This is a genomic window from Pelagibacterium nitratireducens, from assembly GCF_037044555.1.
GTDB classification, from domain to species: domain Bacteria; phylum Pseudomonadota; class Alphaproteobacteria; order Rhizobiales; family Devosiaceae; genus Pelagibacterium; species Pelagibacterium nitratireducens.
Window position 1 is genome coordinate 3,127,675 of sequence record NZ_CP146275.1, and the last position, 22,404, is coordinate 3,150,078.

Here is a 22,404-nt window from a genome sequence, read left to right on the forward strand (position 1 = left end):
CTTTCTACAATGATTTGACCGCGACAGGCGCGTCGGCAGGGCGTGTCTTGTCGATGGTCAGGGGGTTCTTGAGCGGCAGTCCGAAGGGGGCGGCTTCGATCTCAAAGATGTCGCCTTCCTGCGTGCGGATGTCGTCGGCAAAGCTCAACGTCGCGGTGCCGAACATATGGACGTGCACGTCGCCGGGCTTGCGGAAGATTTCGTATTTGAAGTGATGGTGCTCGAGATTGGCGAGGGTGTGGCTCATATTGTCCTCGCCCGAAACGAAGGGCTTTTCCCACAGCACAGTGCCATCGCGGACGACGCGGGAGGTGCCCTCGACATGGGCGGGGAGTTCACCGACAAGAATTTCGGGACCGATGGAGGCCGGGCGCAATTTCGAGTGCGCGAGATAGAGATAGTTCTGGCGCTCGGTGACGTGATCGGAAAACTCGTTTGCCAGCGCAAAACCGATCCGGTGCGGAACGCCCTCGTAGGAGACGATATAGATGCCGGCGATTTCAGGCTCTTCGCCTGCATCGAGCGCAAAGCCGGGCGAGGTGATGGGCTTGCCCGGCGCAACTAGGGCGTGGCCATTGCCCTTGTAGAACCATTCGGGCTGCACGCCCGTCTTGCCGCCCACAGGCTTGCCGCCTTCGACGCCCAGCCGGAACATCTTCATGGAATCGGTGACGTTTTCTTCGGCGCCGGCTTTGAGGTGCATGGCGTTGCGGGTCGAGGCCGAACCGAGATGGGTGAGCCCGGTGCCGGTGAGATGCAGGCGCGCGGGATCATCGGGGGTTATGGGCGCCAGAACCCTGCCCTCGGCATAGGCGGCGTCGAGATCGACGCTGTCGCCCAGCCCCTGTTCGGCGATCAGTTCGGCCAGCGCCATATCCCTTGCGATGGCGCGTTTGGCCAGCGCCAGAATGGAATCTGCGCCATTGACGATCCTGGCATTGTCGCCTTCACGCGCCACGACGCACTGGGAACCGCTGGTATGGGTAATCTGGGAGAGCAGCACTTTGATAATTACTCCGGGGATTGGGGAATCCGGCGCACCCTGGGCGCGCCGGAAAGATCAGGCGGCCTTGTTCTTGTTGTAGACGTCGAAGATCACGGCGGCGAGGAGGACAAGTCCCTTGATCATCTGCTGCCAGTCGATGCCGATGCCCATGATCGACATGCCGTTGTTCATCACCCCCATGATGAACGCGCCGATCACTGCGCCGACAATGGTGCCGACACCGCCGGCCATCGAGGCGCCACCGATGAAGACGGCGGCGATGACGTCGAGTTCGAAGGTTTCGCCGGCCTTGGGCGTGGCCATGTTGAGACGGGCCGCGAACACGAGGCCCGCCAGCGCAGCGAGCATACCCATATTGGCAAAAACCAGGAAGGTCAGGCGTTCGGAATTGATGCCCGAGAGTTTTGCGGCCTTTTGATTACCGCCCACGGCATAGACGCGGCGTCCGATGGTGGTCTGCTTGGCAACGAAACTGTAGCCGGCGATAAGCACAGCCATGATGATAAAGACGTTGGGCAGACCGCGCGATGTGGCCAGAAGGTACACCAGGTAGACCACGGCCCCGGCGGCGAGAATGTTGCGGCCGGTGAAGAATGCGAAGGGTTCGTCGGGCGTGCCGTGTTTTGCCTCCTTGGCGCGGGCCCGCACCGAGAGCAGGATGAGGATCGCCGCAGCGGCAACGCCGAGCAGCATCGAAAGCATATGGATGCCCTCGACGGCAAACAGATCGGGGATGAAGCCGGAGGCGATCATACGAAACGAGTCTGGGAACGGGCCGATGGACTGGCCCTTCAAGAGCACCATCATCAGGCCCTTGAACACCAGCATGCCGGCGAGCGTCACGATGAAGCTGGGGATTTTCCAATACGCGATCCAGTAACCCTGAACGGCACCGATGGCCGCGCCGACAGCCAGGCAGATGATGGCCGCGGGCACGAAATGGAGATCGAACTGCACCATCAGGACGGCAGCGAGTGCGCCGACAAAGCCCATGACCGAGCCGACGGAGAGATCGATATGGCCGCACACGATGACCAGCAGCATGCCCACCGCCATGATGACGATATAGGAGTTCTGGAGCACCAGATTGGTGACGTTGGCAGGGCGCAAAAGGATGCCGTCGGTGGCGATCTGGAAGAACACCACGATGGCAATCAGCGCAAACAGGATGCCGTATTCACGCAGATGGGTCTTGAGATAGCCCACAAACACCGACGGGCCGCCGGTTGCGGACGAGGGTTGGGTGAGATCAGTCATTGCGGTGTTCCGTTGATGAGCAGTTGAGGGCGATCATGCGGCTTTTCCGGTCTTTAAAATCATCGACATGATCTTTTCCTGGCTGGCTTCGGCGATGGGCAATTCGCCCACGAAGCGGCCTGCGTTCATGACGTAGATGCGGTCGCAGGTGCCCAGCAGTTCGGGCATTTCCGAGGAGATCAGGACGATGGCTTTGCCCTGGCTCGCCAGGTCGTTGATGATTGAATAAATCTCGTATTTCGCGCCCACATCGATGCCGCGGGTGGGTTCGTCGAGGATCAGAACGTCGGGTCCGGCATAGAGCCATTTGGACAACACGACCTTTTGCTGGTTGCCGCCCGAGAGATTGACCGTTTTCTGGCCGATGCCCGAGCTTTTAATCGCCATGAGCTTGCGATAGCGCTCGGCGACCTCGCGCTCCTTGTGATTGTCCACCACGAGACCGTTGGCGATGCCGTTGAGATTGGCGAGGGGGACGTTGTCACGGATCGGCTGGTCGAGGACGAGGCCATAGGTCTTTCTGTCCTCGGTGGCGTAACAGATGCCGTTCGCTATGGCTTTGGGGACCGAGGAGGTATCGACGGACTGGCCGCGCAGAAACACTTCGCCGGAAATTTTGTCGCCATAGGATTTTCCGAACAGGCTCATGGCCAGTTCGGTGCGGCCGGCGCCCATCAGCCCGGCAATGCCCACCACTTCGCCGGCGCGCACCGAAAAGCTGACATCGTCGACCACCTTGCGCTCGGAATGGATGGGGTGGTGCGCGGTCCAGTTTTTGACTTCGAACAGCACCTCGCCGATCTTTGGTGCGCGGGGCGGGAAGCGGTCGGTCAGGGAGCGCCCCACCATGTCACGCACGATATCGGCTTCGGAAATCTCGGAGGTGTGGCAATCAAGGGTGGAGACCGTATGCCCGTCGCGCAGCACCGTGATACGGTCGGCGACCTGGGAAATCTCGTTGAGCTTGTGGGAGATCAGGATCGAGGAAATGCCTCTTTCCTTGAGTTCGACCAGCAGCTTGAGAAGGGCCTGGCTGTCGGTCTCGTTGAGCGAGGATGTGGGCTCATCGAGGATGAGAAGTTTGACCTGTTTCGAGAGCGCCTTGGCGATTTCGACAAGCTGCTGTTTGCCCAGCCCCAGATGGGTGATCCTGGTGCGCGGCGATTCCTTTAGGGATACGCGCTTGAGCAGATCTTCGGTGCGACGGTAGGTTTCGGTCCAGTCGATCACTCCGTTTTGGGCGCGCTCATTGCCCAGAAAGATGTTTTCGGCGATCGAGAGCAGCGGGACCAGCGCCAGTTCCTGATGGATGATGACGATGCCGCATTTCTCGCTGTCGGAAATGGAATGGAAATGGCGTTCCTCGCCCTCGAAAAAGATCTGGCCCTCGTAGTCGCCGGACGGATAGACGCCCGAGAGCACCTTCATGAGGGTGGACTTGCCTGCCCCGTTCTCGCCAACCAGAGCGTGGATCTCGCCCTGCTCGACAACGAGGTTGACGTTTTCGAGCGCATTGACGCCCGGAAAGCTCTTGGTGATGCCGCGCATTTCGAGAATGGACGTCATGGCGTTCCCGCTCTCTTTTGTTAAGTGTGTGCGGCGGGGCGAAATACTGCCCCACCGCACGGCCTCTGGAGGAGGATTGGTCGATTAATTGGCGATCTGGTCTTCGGTATAATAGCCCGAACCCACAAGAACCTCTTCGAGATTGCCGGCGGTGACCAGCACCGGCTCGAGCAGGTAGGAAGGGACAACCTTGACGCCGTTTTCGTAGGTCTCGGTGTCGTTGATCTCGGGCTCGGCGCCGTTGATCAGCGCTTCGACCATGCCGACCGTCACACGCGCCAATTCGCGGGTATCCTTAAAGATTGTCGAATACTGGTCGCCGGCCATGATTGCAGCAACCGAGGGGAGCTCGGCATCCTGGCCTGAAATGATCGGCATGGGCATGTCGCCCGAACCGTAACCAACCCCGCGCAGCGAGGAGATGATGCCGATGGAAAGCCCGTCATAGGGCGAAAGCACGGCATCGACCTGATCGTCGGTGTAGTGGGCCGACAGAAGGTTATCCATTCGGGCCTGGGCAACCGAGCCGTCCCAGCGCAGCGTTCCGACCGTATCCATGCCCATCTGGCCCGATTTGACGACCAGCGTGCCGTCATCGATCAGCGGCTGGAGAACGCTCATGGCGCCGTCATAGAAGAAATAGGCATTGTTGTCGTCGGGCGAACCACCGAACAATTCGATATTGTAGGGCGCTTCGCGATCGGAGTCTTCGAGCCCGTCGACCAGCGACTGGGCCTGCTGCACACCGACCTTGAAATTGTCGAAGGTGGCGTAATAGTCGACGTTTTCCGAACCGCGGATCAGCCGGTCATAGGCAATCACATGGATGCCGGAGGCGGCGGCGTTTTCAAGTGCCGTGGTCAGCGTCGTCCCGTCGATCGACGCGATAACCAGCACATCGACGCCGCGCACGATCATGTTTTCGATCTGGGCGAGCTGGTTGGGAATATCATCTTCAGCGTATTGCAGATCGGTCTGGTAGCCGGCGGCCTCGAACAGCTCCACCATGGAATTGCCGTCCGAGATCCAGCGGGCGGAGGATTGGGTCGGCATGGAAATGCCCACCGATCCGGCGTCCTGCGCGATTGCGGGCATCGCCGCAAGGGCAGACGTCATCACCAGGGCGCCCAGCCCTGCCAAAATCGATTTCATGAGGTTTCTCCCTGTCAGTTTCGCCCCGGCGCCTCTCGCCACAGCGACCTCCCATGCCGCACGTCAAGCGCAACAATCGCCAGCACATTTGCATATAGTATGATTATTTGTAAAGCGGGTGTTTGAACCCCTCACGCGCTTTTTCAACACAGCTCCGCTGCGTGTCGCACGCCGGTGCAATGTGGGGACATGGAGCCCCACCATGCTGGAGTGGTGTGGCCAATGGGCCGGACCGGAAACCGGCGGCGATTTCTGCGGCTTAGCTTTGGGCCACACCCAAAGTGGTCGTGGCCCGATCGACACCGGACTGGATGGCCTGGCGCATGGCGACGCGGGCCATTTCGGGGTCCTTGGCCATGATGGCCTCGGCGATGTTGCGGTGTAGACGCACCGCCTTGTCGAACGCCGCCCCGCCTTCCATCGGCGAGGAAATGGTGAAGGACGCCATCAGCGCAATCTCGACAACATTGGAGAGCGAGACCATGAACGGATTGCCCGACGCCTGGGCCACCACACGGTGGAACCCTACGTCGTTGCGGGCGAAATCCTCGGCGCTCTGGCCCTTGGTCGCCATGCCGGCAAGCCAGGCCATCAGTTCATCGGCCTGCTCGTCGGATCGCCGCTCGGCAGCGAGCGCTGCGGCATCGGGCTCGACGGCCATGCGGATTTCGGCCAGCGAGGCAATGAAATCAAAGGAAATTCCCGATTCCAGATGCCATAGCAGCACATCGGAATCGAACATGTTCCAGCGCGACCGCGGCAGGACGCGCGTGCCGACGCGGGCCCGCGCTTCGACAAGGCCCTTGGCCGACAATGTCTTGAGCGCTTCGCGCAGCACCGTGCGCGACACGCCGAACTGGTCGATCAGATCGCTGTCGCCGGGCAGGATCCGGCCCTCTTCATAGGTTCCGCTCACGATGGCGGTCCCCAAGGTATACATGACATGGGCGTGGAAATTGTGGGGCTTGCGGCGCGCGGGCGCGACCGCTGGTCCGGCAGCAACCCCCGTCCCCTCCTGATCGTCCATCGTTCCCGCCATGCCGGTTCGCCCAAATCCCTGTTCTGTCGCGCCGGGCAAAACACGGCGCCAACAGAACATGACAAAGGGCGCGATGGATTGTCAAAATAAAAATATAATAAGATAATTGGCGGCTTGCGGGGGAATCGGGTGGCCGTCCAGCATGATGTGCCGCCAAATCGAGGAAAGAATCAATCCATGACGCAATCGGTCTTTGAGCACACCGCGCGCGTGACATGTCCTTGAGCGCCGACTGGATCGCGGTCGACTGGGGCACCTCCAACATGCGTGCCTGGGCGATGCGGGCAGACGGCACCGTTCTGGCGCGGGGCGAAAGCGCCAAGGGCATGGGCCAACTCACGCCGTCTCAATTCGAGCCGGCGCTGCTTGAAGCTGTTGAACAATGGCTCAATTCAGAACGCGTCACCCCAATCATCGCCTGCGGCATGGTGGGTGCGCGACAGGGCTGGATCGAGGCTGAATACGCAAATACCCCTACCCCGCCCATCGCCGCGCAAGCGACCCGTGCCCCGGTTTCCGACAGCCGCATCGCCGTTTTCATCCTGCCCGGCGTCAGCCAAATGGCGCCACCCGACGTGATGCGCGGCGAGGAAACCCAGATTGCAGGGTATGTCTCGGCGGTCGGGGCTTCCGGCACTATCTGTCTTCCGGGCACGCACAGCAAATGGGTCGAGATCGCCGACGGGCGCATCACACGGTTTCGTACGGCAATGACCGGGGAAATCTTTTCCCTGCTCGCCGAGAAATCCGTTCTGCGCCATAGTGTCGGGACGGACATTTGGAGCGAGGACGGGTTTGCCGCAGGCGTTCGCGAGGCGCTGGACGATGCGGAAATCATAACGAAGCTGTTTTCGATCCGGGCCGGGAGCCTGCTCGACGGGATAGTGCCACAGGTTTCCAGATCGCGCCTGTCGGGGCTGTTGATCGGCGCTGAACTTGCCGGAACCGGCGATTACTGGCAGGGCGGTGACATCGCCCTGATTGGCGCATCGCGGTTGAGCGCGCTATACCAGACCGCACTGGGCCTGGCAGGGGTTTCCGCCCGGGTGCTGGACGCCGGGGATATGACACTGGCCGGGCTTTGCGCCGCCCGCGCAGCGCTGGAGGAGACGCAATGAGCCGCAATCTGATCGCTATCCTGCGCGGCATCAAGCCCGATGAGGCGCTGAGCATAAGCCAAGCCCTGCTCGAGGCGGGGATTACCGCCATCGAAGTGCCCCTCAATTCGCCGCAACCGTTTGATTCCATCGCGGCAATGGTGCGTGAATTTGGCAGCGACGCTCTGATCGGCGCGGGGACGGTGTTGAGTGAAAAGGACGTGGCCGACGTCGCACGGGCGGGCGGAAAACTGATCGTTTCGCCCAATTGCGACGCGGCGGTGATCGGGGCGACCAAGGCGGCGAGCCTTCAATCCTTCCCCGGGGTGTTCACCGCCACCGAATGTTTCGCGGCGCTCAAGGCGGGGGCGGACGGGCTCAAGATTTTTCCCGCCGCAATCATGGGACCAGCCGGTGTTTCGGCGCTGAAGGCCGTGCTGCCGTCCTCGGTTCCGGTTTATGCGGTTGGGGGTGCCGGGCCAGATAATTTCGCCCAGTGGCGAGCCGCCGGAGCCGACGGGTTCGGCATCGGCACGGCGCTTTATACGCCCGGCCTGACAGCAAAAGAGGTGGGTGAGCGAGCCCGCAAACTTGTATTGGCCTATGACGAGGTTATGGCATGAGCGACGCGCACGTTTTCGACGACCGGTCCTGTTTTCTGGGCGAAGGTCCGCTGTGGCATCCCGAGCGCCAGCAGCTTTTCTGGTTCGACATCATCGGCCGCACGCTGCTGACGCGCAAGAACGGCGAGACCGGGGCGTGGACATTTGACGACATGGTTTCGGCGGCAGGCTGGATCGACCGGGACAATCTCTTGATTGCCGGCGAAACGGCGTTGCTCAAACTCAATATCGAAACCCGGACCCGCGACGTCGTCGCCAGGATCGACATCGGCGAGGGGCTGCGGACCAATGACGGTCGCGCCGATCCGTGGGGTGGGTTCTGGTTCTCCTCGATGGGCAAGAAGGCCGAGAACGACGCCGGAGCGATCTATCGGTATTATCGCGGTGAGGTCAAAAAGCTGTTTTCTTCCATCACCATACCCAATGCCATCTGCTTTTCACCCGACCGGGCGTTCGGCCATTTCGCCGATACGGACCGAGGTATCGTCAAGCGCGTCGGGCTCGATCCGGAAAGCGGCGCGCCGGTCGGCGAACCGGAAATCTATCTGGACCTGACTGGCGAAGGACTGAACCCCGACGGGGCGGTGATCGATGCCGAGGGCAATATGTGGCTTGCTCAATGGGGTGCGGGGCGGGTTGCCGTCTATGATCCATCGGGACAGTTTCTCAAGGCCGTTTCGGTCGAGGCGCCCCACACGTCATGTCCGGCCTTTGGCGGGACCGGTTTTTCAACGCTCTATTGCACCACCGCCCGCGAAGGGCTCGATGCCGAGGCGCTGGCCGACCACCCGGAATCGGGAAAAGTCTTTTTTGCCGAGGGCGTTGGGCGGGGACGGCCCGAACCTGCAGTTATCGTTTGAGCCGGCATGAAAAAAGGGGCGCCGAAGCGCCCCTTTGCATAAGAGATAAAGCCCCTTACTGGCGCTCGGCAGCCATGGCTTCCTGAGCGGCAGCATAGAGCGCTTCGCCGTCGATGCCGATGGCTTCCATATCGGCGAACCACTGCTCGATTGTGGGCTGGGCGGCTTCCTTCCAGCGGGCGGTTTCGGCTTCGTCCAGCGTCACGATGTTGTTGCCGGCGTCCTCGGCGATCTGCAGGCCGACATCGTCGCCGGCATCCATGGCGCGACCGAACATTTTCGAGGTTTCGAGGCCGGAATTGGCATCGATGACGGCCTTGAGGTCGTCAGGCAGGCCTTCATAGGTGCCCCGGTTCATGACGAACCCGAAGGTCTGGGTGTAAAGACCGTTTTCGCCGGAAAAGCCGGTGTGGTTGGAGACCAGTTCGGCGACGCGGATGGAGGGTGTGACTTCCCAGGGAACCGTAGTGCCGTTGATCACGCCGCGCGACAGCGCTTCGGTGGTCTGGGGCACGGGCATGCCGACGGGCTCAGCGCCGAGCTGGGCGAGCATGTTGGAGATGATGCGCGAACCGCCACGGATCTTCATGCCCTGGATGTCTTCAAGAGCGTTGATGGGCTCCTGGGTGTGGAACAGGCCGGGACCGTGTGTGTGCAGCGCAATGACCTGGACACTTTCGAACTCGTCAGCGGAATTTTCCATGACGTAGTTGTAAAAGGCGGCCGAGGTTTCTTCGGCGCTGTTGGACATCAGGAAGGGCAACTCGAACACTTCCGATTTCGGGAAGCGGCCCGGCGTATAGCCAAGCACCGTCCAGATGACGTCGACCACGCCGTCCTGAGCCTGGGCGAACAGGCTGTCGGGCGCGCCGCCGAGCTGCATGGCCGGGTAGAGTTCCACGGCGATACGGCCGTCGGACTGGTCCTGAATGGCCTCGGCCCAAGGTGCGATGGCGGTGGCAGGAATGGTGGCCTGCGCGGGCAGGAACTGGTGGACGCGCAGCGTTACCTCCTGGGCCATGGCGCCGGCGGCAAACGAGACGCTGGCAACCGCCCCGAGCAATATCGATTTCAGTTTCATTTGATCTTCTCCCTTTGTTGCACGCTTGTTCGCGTGTGAACTCCCATATGTCCCGGGCCGCTCAATAGAGCAGCCACACCAGCCCCAGCGTTATCGGTGGGAAGGCGACAAGAATGATGGTGCGAATGATGTCGCTGGCCACGAAGGGCAGCGCCCCCCGGAACGTTTCGGAAAGGCGTGTGCCCTTGGCCATCGAATTGATAATGAACAGATTCATCCCCACCGGTGGCGTTATCAGCCCGACTTCGACGACGATCAGGACCAGAATGCCGAACCAGATGGCAAATTCGTCCGGGGTCAGTCCGAAATCGAGGGCAGACATCATCGGAAAGATGATCGGCACGGTCAGAAGGATCATCGAAAGCGAGTCCATGACGCAGCCGAGCACGAGATAGAGCAGCAGGACGATAGCCATCACCACCCAGGGGTTGAAGCCCTGCTCGGTGACCCATCCTGCGGCGAACTGGGGCAATTGCGAAAGCGCCAGGAATCCATTGAGCGAAGCGGCGCCAAGCACGATGAGAAAAATCATCGCGGTGGAGGACGCGGTTCCCAGAATGGCCTCTCTGATCCCGTTGCGCGACAGACTGCGCGAAACCAGCGCGACAAGCCCCGTGCCGGCGGCACCGACCGCGGCGGCTTCGGTGGGTGTGAAGATGCCGGTGTAGATGCCGCCGATCACCAGGACAAAGATCGCCACGACCGGCCAGATATGGGCCAGTTCGCGGAAGCGCTCGCCATAGGGCACGCGGTCACGGACGCCGGCGGATTCAGGACTGACCCGCACATAAATGGCGATGACGAGCAGATAGCCGATGGCGGCGAGAATGCCCGGCACGAAGGCCGCCATGAACAGTTTGGCGATGTTCTGTTCTGTCAAAACGGCAAAGATGACAAGGATGACCGAGGGCGGAATGAGGATGCCAAGCGTACCGCCGGCAGCGACCGCACCGGTTGAAAGCGCGCCCGAATAGCCGTGCTTTTTCAACTCTGGCAGAGCGACGTGGCCCATGGTGGCGGCGGTTGCAAGCGAAGACCCGCAGATGGCGCCGAACCCGGCGCTGGCGCCCACGGCAGCCATGGCCACACCACCCCTTCGGTGACCCAGCCAGGACGCGGCGGCATTAAACAGTGCGGCCGACATGCCCGAAAGGGTGGCGAACTGCCCCATCAGGATGAACAGCGGCACGACCGAGAGCGAATAGGACGCAAAGGTCGAATAGGTGAGGCTCTTGAACTGGGCCATGACCGGATTGAACGTGCCGGTGAGCACCCAGGAGCCGAAAATGCCGACGCCGAGCATGGCAAGCCCGATGGGTACGCGCAGGAAAATCAGAAGCAGGATAACTGGAAACGAGAGCAGTCCGATAAGTACATTGCTCACAGGTCGGCTCCCGACGACTGCAGTTCTGAACGGCCGGCCAGCGCGTTGGAGACCGAGCGGCCCAGCACGTAAAGCGCGACGGCAAAAAAGACGACCGCGCCAACCAAGCCGGCCGCATAAGTCCAGCCCAGCGGCATGCGCAGCAACAGCGTGGTCTCGTTGTAGCGGAACTTGTCGAGCATGCCGTCATAAAGCCGCCAGGCAATAAATCCGGCGGCGGCGAGCATCATGACATCGGTGATGACGAGGATCCACCGGTTGACGAGGGGGCCGAAGCGGTCGGTCACTATGGTGACAATGGCGTGTCCGCGCTCAAGGTGCGCCCATGGCAGGAAGGCGAAGACTGCAAAGCCGATACCAGCCTCTACGAGTTCATAATCACCCCTGATCGGACGCAGACCCGCCCAAAGCAGAGCGCGGCCGGTGACGCTGACGACGACCATGACAACCAGGCCGACAAGGACTATGCCTCCGGCCAGCGCCATCAGCTTGGCCAAGCCGTAAATGGTGCGCCCAAGCGGCGACTGATCCTGGAACAAACCCATCCTCCCCTGCACGCTCCGATGATACCTCTCTATCACCCGATAATGCCAAGCGCACCCTTGTCTCTCGCCGTCTGATCGAACAATGGACAATGCACACAAACGATAGGATCATCCGAACATCGATCGGCCATCCCATCGCATATTGTTTATATAACATAACTAGTTTTGGCAAGCGCCCGGTGGAGGTGCACCGCTCCGGCGTTGCGTTTTTCGCCGATCGCTTTAAATTCTAAAGCATAACAATAAGGGGAGCGTTCATGTCCGCTGGTCCGGGGTCCGTCATCGACGAAGCCATGCTCGAAACCGGGTCGACCACCGACATTGTCGGATACCGGTTGCGCCGGGCGCAGTTGAGCGTCTTTCAGCGCTTCCTTTCGGCCTTCGCGGCGCTCGATCTGCGCCCGGCCGAATATTCCGCCTTGACGCTGATCGGCGACAATCCCGGCCGCAAACAGACCGAGATCGCCGAAATCCTGGGTATCAAGCGCGCCAATTTCGTGGCGCTCATCAACGGCCTGGAGGGCCGAGGGCTGACCGAGCGCCGGGCCGCGCATGGCGACCGGCGCGCCAATGCGCTGTTTCTTACCAAAGAGGGCGAGGATTTTCTGGAAACGGCGCGCGCCGTACAGGATGATTTCGAGGCCGATTGCATCGCCCGTCTGGGTGGGCCCAAGGCGCGAGACACGCTGCTCGACCTGCTGGGCCGGTTGTGCTGATCGCGCCATCGCGGGTTGCGCCAAAGAACCGATAAGAGTCAAATGGGCCAGCGAATCAACTTTCCCTGACCGCCGGATTTTCCTGTCTTCCATGTCGCTTTTTTCCAACGCTACGGCCCTTGATGCTGCGCCGGCCGGCGGACTGGATATCTTGCGATCCGTGTTCGGGCTCGATGCGTTTCGCGGCCAGCAGCAAGACGTAGTCGATCACGTCATGGGTGGCGGTGACGCTGTGGTGCTTTTTCCCACCGGGGCGGGGAAATCGCTGTGCTACCAGATTCCGGCGATCGGCCGGCCCGGGGTCGGCGTTGTCATCTCTCCTCTGATCGCCCTGATGCGCGACCAGGTCGAAGCGCTCAAGCAGGCCGGCGTGCGGGCCGCAGCGCTCAATTCCTCGCTTTCGCCCGAGGAGAACCGCAGCGTGCGCCAGGCCCTGCGCGATGGGGAACTCGATCTTCTCTATGTGGCACCGGAGCGCTTGGCGGCGGCGGGGTTTCTCGACCTTCTGGCCAGCGTCGACATCGGGCTTTTTGCCATCGACGAAGCCCATTGCGTGAGCCAGTGGGGCCATGATTTCCGGCCCGAATATCGCGAACTGGCCAAATTGCGCGAATTGTTTCCGCACGTCCCGCGCGTTGCGCTGACGGCGACGGCCGACCCCACAACCCGCGCCGATCTGATTGAGCGGCTGGGGCTGGAGGATGCGCAGCTTTTCATCTCGAGTTTCGATCGGCCCAATATCGGCTATTCGATTGTCGAGCGCGCCAATGCGCGAGCGCAATTGCTCGATTTTCTGGCCCGCCACAAGGGCGAAAGCGGCATCGTTTATTGCCTCTCGCGCGCCAAGGTGGAGGCGATTGCCGAGTTCCTGACCGAAAAGGGTATCCCTGCCCTGCCCTATCACGCCGGTCTAGATGCGGGCGTAAGGGCGCGCAACCAGGACGCGTTTTTGAAGGAAGACGCCGTGTGTCTGGTGGCAACCGTTGCGTTCGGGATGGGGATCGACAAGCCAGATGTTCGCTATGTGGCGCATATGGATTTGCCCTCCTCGATAGAGGCTTACTATCAGGAAACGGGCCGGGCCGGTCGCGACGGGCAGCCCTCGGAAGCCTGGATGTGTTATGGGCTGTCCGATGTGAGCCAGAGGCGGCGGATGATCGCCGAAGGCAACGCGCCCGACGAGATCAAGCGGCTGGAAAACACCAAGCTGAGCGCCCTGCTCGGTGTGTGCGAGACGGCGGGCTGCCGTCGACAAGCGGTTCTTGCTCATTTCGGCGAGCAGCATCAGGGCAATTGCGGGAATTGCGACACCTGCATCACCCCGGTCGACACCTGGGACGGCACGGAGGCGGCGAACAAGGTTATGTCGTCGATCTATCGCACGGGCCAGAGGTTCGGCGCGGCGCATGTGATCGATGTCGTGATGGGCAAGGCCACCGAAAAGGTGGAAAAATTCAGGCACCAGCATTTGCCGGTTTTCGGGGTCGGGCAGGATATTTCGGTCAAGACCTGGCGGTCGGTTGTGCGGCAGTTGACGGCCATGGGGCTGGTCCATGTGAACCACGAAGCCCATGGCGCCCTCTATCTCGATGAAGGCGCGCGGGCGGTGTTTCGGGGCGAACGGACGGTGACGCTGCGGCGCGATCCCGAGCGCAAGAAATCGGACACCAATCGGGCCCTGGCGGGCGGAGAAGCGCTTTCTGGCGAAGCCGAGGCCGTATTCGAGCGGTTGCGGCGCAAGCGGCGTGAAATCGCTTCGGCGCAGGGCGTGCCGCCCTATGTGGTTTTTCAGGATACGACATTGCGGGCCATGGCGCAGAGGCTGCCGGCGACGCTCGATGATCTGCGCGCCCTGCCGGGGGTGGGCGATGCCAAGCTCGAGCGGTACGGCACGGCATTCCTCACGGCGATTGCCAGCGCAGACTAGATTTTCCGGTGCGCCGGCTCGAATATGGTTCGAGCGCTGAGCCCTATTTGGATGGATATCCATCATGAGTGAAATCGACAGGATCGATCGCAGAATTCTCATCGAGCTCCAGAACGATGGGCGGATCACCAATTCCGAACTGGCGCAGCGCGTGGGGCTGGCTCCCACATCGATGAGCGACAGGGTACGGCGGCTGCAGAACCACGGCTACATCAAGGGCTTCCGCGCCATTCTCGACGCCGACCAGATGGGGCTGGGCCTTCTGGTTCTGGTGGAAGTGTCACTCGACAAGACCACTCCCGATATTTTCGAAAAATTCGCGACGGCGGTGCGCAAGCAACCGGAAATCCTCGAATGCCATATGGTGGCCGGGGGGTTCGACTATCTGGTCAAGGCGCGGCTGCCCGACATGGGACGCTACAGAGCCTTTCTTGGGGAGATTCTGCTCTCGCTGCCCGGCGTGCGCGAGACCCGCTCCTATCCAGTGATCGAAGAGGTCAAGGACGACGGCGTTCTGCCGCTCTGAAGACCTCAGTCGGGCAATTCGGCTTCCGGCTCATGTTCGCCGGCGTGCACGATCATGTCGGAAATGACATGGCGGATGTGGTGGTCGTCCGCTTCATAGTGAACGTGCTTGGCGTGTCGCGTGCCGCGGACCAGCCGCGCGGCGCGCAGCAGGCGCAGATGGTGGCTGACGAGGGACTGAGACGCATCGATCTTGCGGGCGATATCGCCCACCGCCATGGGCTGATCGAGGCAGGCGAGCAGGATCTTGAGACGGGTGGGATCGCCGAGCAGCTTGAAGGTCTCGGCAACGACGAGGATTTCGGTTTCCGTTGGGCTGCGGCTGTCTCTCAAAAGGGGGCCTCGTGCGGGCGGTATGAACTATGGGATCGTCATACTACCCGGATTCTGCCGCGCATGCACAATGGGTTCGTTCTCGCGGATGGTCAGGGCGTCTCGGTCTCGACCGCATCGATCGCCTGATCGATCATGGTACGCAGCATCTGATCCTGCGTGCGCATGAGGACCGCAACAGCGCGGGTGTCGCGCTCAAGGGGCGCAACCGTGCCCTGATGGGAATAGAAATCGCCCGACTGCAGGGCGGGCCGGTCGAGATGGGGTTGCCAGACGATGGCTGCATCGAGTTCGCCGGCCTCCATCAAGGACACCATGAGCTCGGGGCGGTCGTAGGGCAGCCGGCGGACCCCATCGAAAGTTCCGGCCGCGATGGCGAGCATGATATCGGCGTCGATCGGCGAATAAAGGGGCACGCCCAGACGCGTTCCGGGCGCCAGATCGGTCAGATCTTCGATCTCATCGTCGCGCGTCAAGAGGACATAGGGCGCTTCGAAATAGGGCCGCGACAAGGTCATCCAATCGGGCGTGATTTCGCCGGGGACGATCTGGACGCCCATGACGCCGACGCATTTTTCCGCGAGGTGGACAAGAATGGAGGGCCAGAGGCCCTCATTGTCGAGGAGCTCGATATTGACGTCCATTTCGACGATTTCGGGCTCGAGCAGCAGGACATGGGCCAACTCGGTGGCAACCTCGCGGTCACGGACGAGCGTGGGGCTGTTGGGAATGACACAGAGCGGCAGCCGGTTTTCAAAGTCGGGGCGGGTGCGGTTATAGGATTCCACGGGCACGAAGGGTTGGGCCAGCGCCGACGATGCAGCCGGAAGCGCGACAACCAGCAGGCTCGCACAGCAGATAATCTGTTTTAGCACGCCAAGACCCATGCGCCCCTCAAATCAATTTCCCGGTTTCGCTCTTAAACAGGAGATGGGCCGGCGTGTGCCGACCCATCAATTTGCTGCCTTCTGACCGTCAGCCCCGATCGGGCAGAGCGAAAACGAGGACGGCGTTGCCCGAGCTCGGACGCTTGATTTCAGGCGTCAGCTGGCTCGGGACGCTCGACGACCAGGAATAGCCCCCGACGCCGACCGGAACCGCAACATACTGCTTTCCATCGACGGCATAGGCGATGGGATAACCCTGGGCAGCCTGAGGCAGGCGGGTTTCCCAAAGCACTTCGCCGGTTTCTTCGTCCCATGCATACATGTGACGATCCCAATCGCCGCCGAACACCAGGCCGCCCGCGGTGGTGAGCATGGCCGTATTGGCCGGAGAGCGCGAGGGGTTCTCCCAGAGCACTTCGCCGGTATCGATGTTCATGGCAACGAAGCGGCCGATATTGTCCGGGCTGTCGGGATGGATGGCACGGGTGCTGCCGACCTGGCCGTTGCCGCCGCCGCCCTCGACCATCTCGACTTCGCCATAGGTCATGGCCGTGTCGCAGTTGATGCTCATGGGGATATAGACGGCGCGAGTCTGCGGGCTGTAGGCAAGCGAACGCCAGCTGCGGAACCCGGTCGTGCTCGGGCACATGGTAATGGGCTCACCCAGTTCGGCAATCTTGCCTTCGCGATAGTTGGCAAAAGTGCCTTCATCGGTGATGTCGATCTGGTCCTGCCAGCCGAGGTCGAAGGCGAGATAGGGCTCACCCGTCTCGCGGTTGCCGCGCCAGAGAATGGCCAGCTTGCCCATGTTGACGTAGGAGGGCTCCCCGTCGATATCGACAAGGATGTGCTCGAAAGCTTCGTCCATGTCGTTTGTTTCGCCCGGAATGTACTGGCGGAACCATTCGATTTCGCCTGTATCGGGGTCGAGCGCCAGGGTGGAGCTGGTATAGAGGGAGGCATCGTCCTGGCCGCGGCTGACGCGGGCCCAGGGCTTGGCCTGGGAGGAGCCGATATAGACCAGATCGGCTTCGGGATCGTAGGACGCCGAGGTCCAGATATCACCACCGCCGCGCAGGACGTAAGGCATACCGCCCCAGCTGTCTTCGCCTTCGGGGGCATCGGAAACGGTGATGGTGCGCCAGACTTCGTCACCGGTTTCGGTATCGAACGCGGCAACACCGCACTTGTCCTCAACAAAACCAAAGCAACCCATATAGCCGACGATGACCTTGCCGTCGGCGATTACGGGAGCGGCGGTCACGGTCTTGCCCTCTCCGGCGACGTCCGTTTCCCAGACAACCTGCCCCGAGACCGCGTCAAGCGCGACAAGTCCCGCGTCGGGCGTGGCAAAAAAGACCTTGTCGCCGTAAATGGCCAAACCACGGCTCATCATGCCCGGGCGGAACCCTTCGGGCATTTCGCGCCGATACTCCCACAAAAGATCGCCGGTCACCGCATCGAGCGCCTGGGCGATACCATCAGGATTGGCGAGGTACATGACGCCATCATAGACGATGGGCGCCGTTTCCTGCCAGCCTGGTTCCATGGACCAGCCCCAGGCAAGGGTCAGATCGCTTACGTTTTCGCGGTCAATCTCATCGAGCGGGGAATAGCCCCAGCTGTCGAGGGCGCGGCGCCAAAGCAGCCAGTCGCCATCGGCGGGGGCGCTCAGCATCGCATCGGTGACCGGGGTGAACGCATCGTCCTGGGCCCATGCAGGGGCCGAGACGCCAAGGGCAGCGATCAACGCTGCCGCGCTGACAATAGATTTGAGTTTCATTGTATCTCCTCCAGAAATTTCCAGAATTGGTATCGGGCCCCGCGCTCGGGTCCCGCAGGTATCAGGGAGCGGTTATGGTGATGGCCTGAAGGGCCTCGGGATCGGCCGGCAGTTCACCATCTTGTGTCGCCGACACGCCGTTGGCGGACAGAATGTAGGCGACGATATCGACATAGGTCTGGTCCGAGAGCGACCCGCCCATGCCGGCGGGCATGGTTGTCGAAATGACGTTGTATTTGGCGCCGACCGTCTGCCCGACCCAGCCATATTTGAACACGGACCCTGTAAGATCGGGTGCCGTCGAAAGGACCGAATGGAGGTCCTCGCCATGGCAACTCGAACAGTTTGCCATGTACTCCTCCTGACCGCGCTCGACCTGCTCGACGCCGATGGAGCCGCCCTCAAGCGCATGGTCCTGCGCGATCGCCGGAAGCCCGGTGAAGGCCGCCATTGCGAGCGCGCACCCAAGGACCTGGATGTGCGGGTGCGTGAAGAGAGTTTGCACGGGAGAACTCCATTGATGCAGAGAGGGAAAGCGAGGCGCGGATGCCCTGCCGGAGCGCCAAAAGGCGCATCCGGCAGGCACACCCGGGAGGATCAGTCCTGACAGAAGGGCTCTTTGCCCATCACGCTGTCGATGCCGCCAAGCACGTGCTGGCGCCAGTTCTCGTCCTCGAGAATTTCGAAGCTGTGGCCGAGTGTGGTGAGCCATGCCCGGCCGCCATCGTAGTAGTGACACCAGGACACGGGGTTGGTGTCGCCCATGCCGGGATTGCCGTAATAGCCGGCCAGTCCCTGCTCGCGCGTCGCATTGTCGACGCTGAGCAGAATGCGGACATCGCTGAGCCAACGCGGATCGGGGTTGAGGTTGTAGAACTCTTCATCGCTGAATTGAGTGCCCTCGGCCAGATGCGCGACCGAGACGTCGTTCTCGCTCTCGACGATGACGGCGCCTGCCTGACGCGGGCCGTGGTCATAGAGCTGGGCGCCAAGAAGACCTTCGAACCATGTCGAGTTGAAATTGGTGCCGAATGCGTTGTGGATACCCACAAAGCCGCCACCGCCCTCGACATAGATGCGCAGAGCCATCATGCCCAGGCTGGTCACGGCATCGCGGCCGGTGTTGAAGAATACGATGGCATCATAGGGGCGAAGACCGAATCCGCTTTCGAGATCGGCGGGGTCCTGGCTGGTGGTGACCTCGTAGCCCTGTCCCTCGAGCAGTTCAGTGAGCGCCTCGACGCCCGCATCGCGGTTGTCATGCGGGTTCACGCCCGTAGCGACGTGAGAGAAGATAAAGACCTTCCAGGGCTCTTCGTCACCCGAAGTACGGTCATACCAGGCGTTGTAGCAGCTATCGTCGATGCTGCCGCAAAAGCCGTATTTCTCGAACGTCGTGTACTGCTCGGGCTGTTGCGCCAGAACGGGCATGGCGGTCAGGGCAGTCAACACCGTGGCGGCGCCGGCAAGGCGCGCGATTAGCTTGGTCATCTAAGTCTCCTCCAAAAATCTCGGTCGGGCTGCAGCGCCGCTGAGCGGTGATGGCCAGCGGCTGCGCCGGTTGGACAATCTGATCTCCAGCCCCCGCGATTGATGGCACGATAAAATCCGTCATGCAAGATTTAATATGAGACTTTGTATTTCATATGTTGATTTCGCTTTTCGTCGTCAAAACGACAAACGTCAACACCCGGACGTACAGAATACGACCGGCTGGAGCCTGATTTGCGCTGTCGGTTGCCGGGCTCGGGCGCGCTGTCGATGGAGCCGCCGGCAGGCTCCTAGAGCCGTTCAGGATTTGATTGAGTCAAATCCTTGGCTCCAAGTCCTTGTTTTTTCGCGTGTCCGAGCCGCAAAAATCGTTTCACTTTTGCTGGACACGCTCTAGGTCTGAACTATGCGGCCCGCCGCGAATTCGGCGGCGATGCGTTCAGCCAGCTCGGTCTCAGTATCCTCACGGGCACCGCTCAGCCCCATAGCGCCGAAGAAGACACCGTCACGCTCGAGCAGAACGCCGCCGCCGAGCGGTGTCACATGGGGAAGATGAGCCAGGGGCATGCCCTCCTTGACCCGCCGCGAAAAGTCCGAGGTCGGCCTGCGAAACAGGGCAGCGCTACGGGCCTTGGCCAGGGCGGCATCGACCGCTGCGGGAAACGCGCCATCCATGCGCATTTGAACGTTGGACCAGCCGCCATCATCAACTATGGCGATGGCCAGCTCGAACCCTTTCTCGCGCGCACCGGCCATTGCCGCTTTGGCGATGGCCTCAGCTTGAGCACATGTGAGCGCACGCCGTTCCATGGTCAGTTCAGAAGGTCCTTGCGGGCACACATGGCCCGAACGGCCATGCCATAGCCATCCGCACCCATTCCCGCCATGACCGCGGTTGCGACCTTGGACACATAGGAATGGTGATAGATGGCCTCACGCCGGTGCACATTTGTGATGTGGAACTCAAAGATCGGGCCTGGGAACATCTTGAGCGCGTCGAGCAGGGCAAGCGAGGTGAAGGTGAAGGCCGCCGGATTGATGATGATGCCGGCCGCGGTGTCGATCGCTTCGTGCACCCAATCGATCAGGCGTTCTTCGGAATTGGTCTGCCGGAACTCGATCGGACGGGTTCCCGCGCTTGCCCGGCACAGGTCTTCGACCTGGGCCAGCGTGGTTGCGCCATACAGCTCGGGTTCACGAAGACCAAGCCGGTTGAGATTGGGGCCGTTGAGCACGAAAATGGGTTTGGTCATTACGCGAACTTTCGAAAACTAACCCTGATAGCCGAACATACGCGGCAGCCACAGGACGGTATCGGGAACGAAGGTGAAAAGAAGCAACGCCGCCAGGAGGACGCCCAGGAAAGGAAGCGTATCGCCCACGATGTGGCGCAGCTTGGCCCGTGAGATCGACTGCATGACAAAGAGCAGCATGCCGTAAGGCGGGGTAATCAGCCCGATCATCACGTTGATGACGACGACCACGCCGAAATGGACAAGATCGATGCCCAACGCCGCTGCCGAGGGCACGAGCACCGGCACGATGATCAGGATGATCGCCGTCCCCTCCAGCATGCACCCCAAAAGCAAAAGTACGACATTGACGAAGATCAGGAAGGTGATCGGATCGAGATTCCAAGCGGTCAGTATGGAGCTGAGGGTGGCGGGAATGTTTTCGACGGTGACGACGTAATTGAGAACCAGTGCCCCGGCGATCAGCATGCCGATTGAGACCGTCGTCTTCGAAGAGGTTACCAGCGACCGGTAGAAACTCCTGAGGCTGATCGAGCGATAAAGAACAATCGAGATGATGAGTGCGTAAGCGGCGGCGACCGCTGCGGCTTCGGTGGGCGTTGTGATGCCGCTGTAAATGCAGAATAGCAGAACGACGGGCATCATCAGCGCGGGAAGCGAAGTCCAGGTGATGCGCGGCAACTCGCGCAGCGGCACCGGGTCTTCCACCGGGAAGTTGTTGGTGCGGGCCTTGAAATAGACAATGATTGCCAGCGAAATGCCCATGATGGCGCCGGGGACGATGCCGCCCAAAAACAGGTATCCGATCGAGGCGTCGGAAACGAGGGCGTAAAGCACCATGGGGATCGAGGGCGGAATGATCGGCCCGATCACCGCGGACGATGCGGTGAGCGCCGCGGCAAAGGAAGCGGGGTATTTGCCGTCGCGGGTCATGAGCGAATAGATCATCTTGCCAGTGCCGGCAGCGTCGGCAATGGCGGATCCGGACATGCCGGCAAACACCATCGATTGGAGCACGTTGACCTGGGCCAGCCCGCCCCGGAAACGGCCGACGACCGCGTTGCACCATGCCAGCAGCCTGTCGGACAGCGAGCCGGTGTTCATGAACTCGGCAGCGAGGATGAAGAGCGGAACGGCCAGGATGATGTAGTTGGAATACATGCGGTTGAGGAACTGCTCGGCCGCGATGCCCATGTCGAGGCCCGACATGAACAGATAGAGAATGGACCCGGCGATCATGGAAAGGCCGATCGGCAGGCCGAGCACGGCAAGCACCAAAATCGAGACGATGCAGAGAAAGAAGGGATCGAGAAAAATCATTTGGCCGGGCCTTCCAACTCGTCATCGGCATCCTTGCCCCACACCGCAACGCCCGCCCGCCAGATGTAGCGGGCCATGGTCACCACGGTAAAAACAATGAAGATCGAATAGACATAGTCGTAACGGAATTTGAGATAGGCGGTCTTTTCCACCTTCATGAACAGCACGTAATCGACGATGGCGGGCAGGGCCAGCCCGAACAGGGCGACGAGCGCAATGGCCGTGATCACGGTCATTATCCTGCGAGACCGCGAACTTACCGAGCTGTAGATGATGTCGAGCCGCACATCGTCGCGCGAGCGCAAGACGAAAGTTGTCCCGAAAAGGACGATCCAGACCCACAAGATTGCGCTGAGTTCATAGGCCCAGCCACTCTGCATGCGCAGCCCGTAGCGGAACACGATCTGCAGAATGAACAGCGTAAACATGGCGCCGAGCATCAAGGCCAGGATGTTCTCGGCCCGCGCGACAAGCCAGCGCCCAACACGCAATAGTCCGGACATGAAAATCTCCTCTTCCCTAAACACTCCGGGCAAAACCCGGGGCAGACGTCAGGGAA

23 protein-coding genes are annotated in these 22,404 nt (G+C 61.2%); 6 read left to right on the forward strand and 17 right to left on the reverse strand.

Features of this window, described 5'->3' with window-relative positions:
- Nucleotides 1–4: 4 nt before the first annotated feature.
- From araD1 to V6617_RS15415, 5 genes are all read right to left on the reverse strand, one after another.
- Complete coding sequence (araD1, locus tag V6617_RS15395) at nucleotides 5–1,003, reverse strand: AraD1 family protein (protein WP_338607799.1); 999 nt, start codon at nucleotides 1,001–1,003, stop codon at nucleotides 5–7.
- Between the two features lie 57 nt (nucleotides 1,004–1,060).
- Nucleotides 1,061–2,263 (reverse strand): multiple monosaccharide ABC transporter permease, encoded by a 1,203-nt coding sequence (gene mmsB, locus V6617_RS15400; protein WP_338607800.1) that lies wholly within the window; start codon nucleotides 2,261–2,263, stop codon nucleotides 1,061–1,063.
- Nucleotides 2,264–2,296: 33 nt separating this feature from the next.
- Nucleotides 2,297–3,829 carry a multiple monosaccharide ABC transporter ATP-binding protein gene (mmsA, locus tag V6617_RS15405; RefSeq protein ID WP_338607801.1) on the reverse strand — a complete coding sequence of 511 codons (1,533 nt, stop codon included), beginning with the start codon at nucleotides 3,827–3,829 and terminating at the stop codon, nucleotides 2,297–2,299.
- An 84-nt stretch (nucleotides 3,830–3,913) separates the two neighbouring features.
- Entirely contained in the window at nucleotides 3,914–4,981 is a 1,068-nt protein-coding gene (gene chvE / locus V6617_RS15410) for a multiple monosaccharide ABC transporter substrate-binding protein (RefSeq protein ID WP_338607802.1), read from the reverse strand.
- Nucleotides 4,982–5,240: 259 nt separating this feature from the next.
- Nucleotides 5,241–6,008: a FadR/GntR family transcriptional regulator gene (locus V6617_RS15415; protein WP_338610743.1), complete on the reverse strand. Its 768-nt coding sequence runs from the start codon at nucleotides 6,006–6,008 to the stop codon at nucleotides 5,241–5,243.
- A 227-nt stretch (nucleotides 6,009–6,235) separates the two neighbouring features.
- Between V6617_RS15415 and V6617_RS15420 the strand changes: the two genes are divergently transcribed.
- The 3 genes from V6617_RS15420 to V6617_RS15430 are packed head-to-tail and all read left to right on the forward strand — an operon-like array spanning nucleotide 6,236 to nucleotide 8,600.
- Nucleotides 6,236–7,138 (forward strand): 2-dehydro-3-deoxygalactonokinase, encoded by a 903-nt coding sequence (locus V6617_RS15420; protein WP_338607803.1) that lies wholly within the window; start codon nucleotides 6,236–6,238, stop codon nucleotides 7,136–7,138.
- Nucleotides 7,135–7,740 (forward strand): 2-dehydro-3-deoxy-6-phosphogalactonate aldolase, encoded by a 606-nt coding sequence (locus V6617_RS15425; protein WP_338607804.1) that lies wholly within the window; start codon nucleotides 7,135–7,137, stop codon nucleotides 7,738–7,740. Before V6617_RS15420 ends, V6617_RS15425 begins: the two co-directional genes overlap by 4 nt.
- Nucleotides 7,737–8,600, forward strand: a complete 864-nt coding sequence (locus V6617_RS15430) for an SMP-30/gluconolactonase/LRE family protein (RefSeq protein ID WP_338607805.1) — start codon at nucleotides 7,737–7,739, stop codon at nucleotides 8,598–8,600. Before V6617_RS15425 ends, V6617_RS15430 begins: the two co-directional genes overlap by 4 nt.
- Before the next feature lie 55 nt (nucleotides 8,601–8,655).
- Here the strand turns inward: V6617_RS15430 and V6617_RS15435 are convergent, their stop codons facing one another.
- The 3 genes from V6617_RS15435 to V6617_RS15445 all read right to left on the reverse strand — a co-directional run bounded on the left by V6617_RS15435 (nucleotide 8,656) and on the right by V6617_RS15445 (nucleotide 11,604).
- A complete protein-coding gene (locus tag V6617_RS15435) occupies nucleotides 8,656–9,681 on the reverse strand; it encodes a TRAP transporter substrate-binding protein (protein ID WP_338607806.1) in 1,026 nt (341 codons plus the stop codon).
- 61 nt (nucleotides 9,682–9,742) lie between these two features.
- Complete coding sequence (locus tag V6617_RS15440; RefSeq protein ID WP_338607807.1) at nucleotides 9,743–11,065, reverse strand: TRAP transporter large permease; 1,323 nt, start codon at nucleotides 11,063–11,065, stop codon at nucleotides 9,743–9,745.
- The gene (locus V6617_RS15445) at nucleotides 11,062–11,604 is read right to left on the reverse strand and encodes a TRAP transporter small permease (protein WP_338607808.1); all 543 of its coding nucleotides are present in this window, start codon (nucleotides 11,602–11,604) and stop codon (nucleotides 11,062–11,064) included. The genes V6617_RS15440 and V6617_RS15445 overlap by 4 nt, the downstream gene beginning before the upstream one ends.
- A 263-nt stretch (nucleotides 11,605–11,867) precedes the next feature.
- Between V6617_RS15445 and V6617_RS15450 the strand changes: the two genes are divergently transcribed.
- From V6617_RS15450 to V6617_RS15460, 3 genes are all read left to right on the forward strand, one after another.
- Nucleotides 11,868–12,326 (forward strand): MarR family winged helix-turn-helix transcriptional regulator, encoded by a 459-nt coding sequence (locus tag V6617_RS15450; RefSeq protein ID WP_338607809.1) that lies wholly within the window; start codon nucleotides 11,868–11,870, stop codon nucleotides 12,324–12,326.
- A 91-nt stretch (nucleotides 12,327–12,417) separates the two neighbouring features.
- Entirely contained in the window at nucleotides 12,418–14,253 is a 1,836-nt protein-coding gene (gene recQ / locus V6617_RS15455) for a DNA helicase RecQ (protein WP_338607810.1), read from the forward strand.
- Nucleotides 14,254–14,317: 64 nt separating this feature from the next.
- A complete protein-coding gene (locus tag V6617_RS15460; protein WP_338607811.1) occupies nucleotides 14,318–14,779 on the forward strand; it encodes an Lrp/AsnC ligand binding domain-containing protein in 462 nt (153 codons plus the stop codon).
- Between the two features lie 5 nt (nucleotides 14,780–14,784).
- Here the strand turns inward: V6617_RS15460 and V6617_RS15465 are convergent, their stop codons facing one another.
- From V6617_RS15465 to V6617_RS15505, 9 genes are all read right to left on the reverse strand, one after another.
- On the reverse strand, nucleotides 14,785–15,111 hold the full coding sequence (locus V6617_RS15465; RefSeq protein WP_338607812.1) for a metalloregulator ArsR/SmtB family transcription factor: 327 nt from the start codon (nucleotides 15,109–15,111) through the stop codon (nucleotides 14,785–14,787).
- Between the two features lie 92 nt (nucleotides 15,112–15,203).
- The gene (locus V6617_RS15470; RefSeq protein WP_338607813.1) at nucleotides 15,204–15,986 is read right to left on the reverse strand and encodes a hypothetical protein; all 783 of its coding nucleotides are present in this window, start codon (nucleotides 15,984–15,986) and stop codon (nucleotides 15,204–15,206) included.
- Nucleotides 15,987–16,086: 100 nt separating this feature from the next.
- Nucleotides 16,087–17,781, reverse strand: a complete 1,695-nt coding sequence (locus V6617_RS15475) for a pyrroloquinoline quinone-dependent dehydrogenase (RefSeq protein WP_338607814.1) — start codon at nucleotides 17,779–17,781, stop codon at nucleotides 16,087–16,089.
- Nucleotides 17,782–17,842: 61 nt separating this feature from the next.
- Nucleotides 17,843–18,286: a c-type cytochrome gene (locus tag V6617_RS15480; protein WP_338607815.1), complete on the reverse strand. Its 444-nt coding sequence runs from the start codon at nucleotides 18,284–18,286 to the stop codon at nucleotides 17,843–17,845.
- A 92-nt stretch (nucleotides 18,287–18,378) separates the two neighbouring features.
- Nucleotides 18,379–19,272, reverse strand: a complete 894-nt coding sequence (locus tag V6617_RS15485; protein WP_338607816.1) for a ThuA domain-containing protein — start codon at nucleotides 19,270–19,272, stop codon at nucleotides 18,379–18,381.
- Between the two features lie 393 nt (nucleotides 19,273–19,665).
- On the reverse strand, nucleotides 19,666–20,082 hold the full coding sequence (locus V6617_RS15490; RefSeq protein ID WP_338607817.1) for a heme-binding protein: 417 nt from the start codon (nucleotides 20,080–20,082) through the stop codon (nucleotides 19,666–19,668).
- 2 nt (nucleotides 20,083–20,084) lie between these two features.
- Entirely contained in the window at nucleotides 20,085–20,525 is a 441-nt protein-coding gene (locus tag V6617_RS15495) for a type II 3-dehydroquinate dehydratase (RefSeq protein WP_338607818.1), read from the reverse strand.
- 18 nt (nucleotides 20,526–20,543) lie between these two features.
- The gene (locus tag V6617_RS15500; protein ID WP_338607819.1) at nucleotides 20,544–21,845 is read right to left on the reverse strand and encodes a TRAP transporter large permease; all 1,302 of its coding nucleotides are present in this window, start codon (nucleotides 21,843–21,845) and stop codon (nucleotides 20,544–20,546) included.
- Entirely contained in the window at nucleotides 21,842–22,348 is a 507-nt protein-coding gene (locus tag V6617_RS15505; protein ID WP_338607820.1) for a TRAP transporter small permease, read from the reverse strand. The genes V6617_RS15500 and V6617_RS15505 overlap by 4 nt, the downstream gene beginning before the upstream one ends.
- Between the last annotated feature and the right edge of the window lie 56 nt (nucleotides 22,349–22,404).

Bases quoted from the DNA above. Each gene is read 5' to 3' on its own strand.
- mmsB (WP_338607800.1), bottom strand. From the start codon at position 2,263: ATGACTGATCTCACCCAACCCTCGTCCGCAACCGGCGGCCCGTCGGTG.
- mmsA (WP_338607801.1), bottom strand. From the start codon at position 3,829: ATGACGTCCATTCTCGAAATGCGCGGCATCACCAAGAGCTTTCCGGGC.
- chvE (WP_338607802.1), bottom strand. From the start codon at position 4,981: ATGAAATCGATTTTGGCAGGGCTGGGCGCCCTGGTGATGACGTCTGCC.
- V6617_RS15415 (WP_338610743.1), bottom strand. From the start codon at position 6,008: ATGGACGATCAGGAGGGGACGGGGGTTGCTGCCGGACCAGCGGTCGCG.
- V6617_RS15420 (WP_338607803.1), top strand. From the start codon at position 6,236: ATGTCCTTGAGCGCCGACTGGATCGCGGTCGACTGGGGCACCTCCAAC.
- V6617_RS15425 (WP_338607804.1), top strand. From the start codon at position 7,135: ATGAGCCGCAATCTGATCGCTATCCTGCGCGGCATCAAGCCCGATGAG.
- V6617_RS15430 (WP_338607805.1), top strand. From the start codon at position 7,737: ATGAGCGACGCGCACGTTTTCGACGACCGGTCCTGTTTTCTGGGCGAA.
- V6617_RS15435 (WP_338607806.1), bottom strand. From the start codon at position 9,681: ATGAAACTGAAATCGATATTGCTCGGGGCGGTTGCCAGCGTCTCGTTT.
- V6617_RS15450 (WP_338607809.1), top strand. From the start codon at position 11,868: ATGTCCGCTGGTCCGGGGTCCGTCATCGACGAAGCCATGCTCGAAACC.
- recQ (WP_338607810.1), top strand. From the start codon at position 12,418: ATGTCGCTTTTTTCCAACGCTACGGCCCTTGATGCTGCGCCGGCCGGC.
- V6617_RS15460 (WP_338607811.1), top strand. From the start codon at position 14,318: ATGAGTGAAATCGACAGGATCGATCGCAGAATTCTCATCGAGCTCCAG.
- V6617_RS15475 (WP_338607814.1), bottom strand. From the start codon at position 17,781: ATGAAACTCAAATCTATTGTCAGCGCGGCAGCGTTGATCGCTGCCCTT.
- V6617_RS15485 (WP_338607816.1), bottom strand. From the start codon at position 19,272: ATGACCAAGCTAATCGCGCGCCTTGCCGGCGCCGCCACGGTGTTGACT.
- V6617_RS15490 (WP_338607817.1), bottom strand. From the start codon at position 20,082: ATGGAACGGCGTGCGCTCACATGTGCTCAAGCTGAGGCCATCGCCAAA.
- V6617_RS15495 (WP_338607818.1), bottom strand. From the start codon at position 20,525: ATGACCAAACCCATTTTCGTGCTCAACGGCCCCAATCTCAACCGGCTT.
- V6617_RS15500 (WP_338607819.1), bottom strand. From the start codon at position 21,845: ATGATTTTTCTCGATCCCTTCTTTCTCTGCATCGTCTCGATTTTGGTG.
- V6617_RS15505 (WP_338607820.1), bottom strand. From the start codon at position 22,348: ATGTCCGGACTATTGCGTGTTGGGCGCTGGCTTGTCGCGCGGGCCGAG.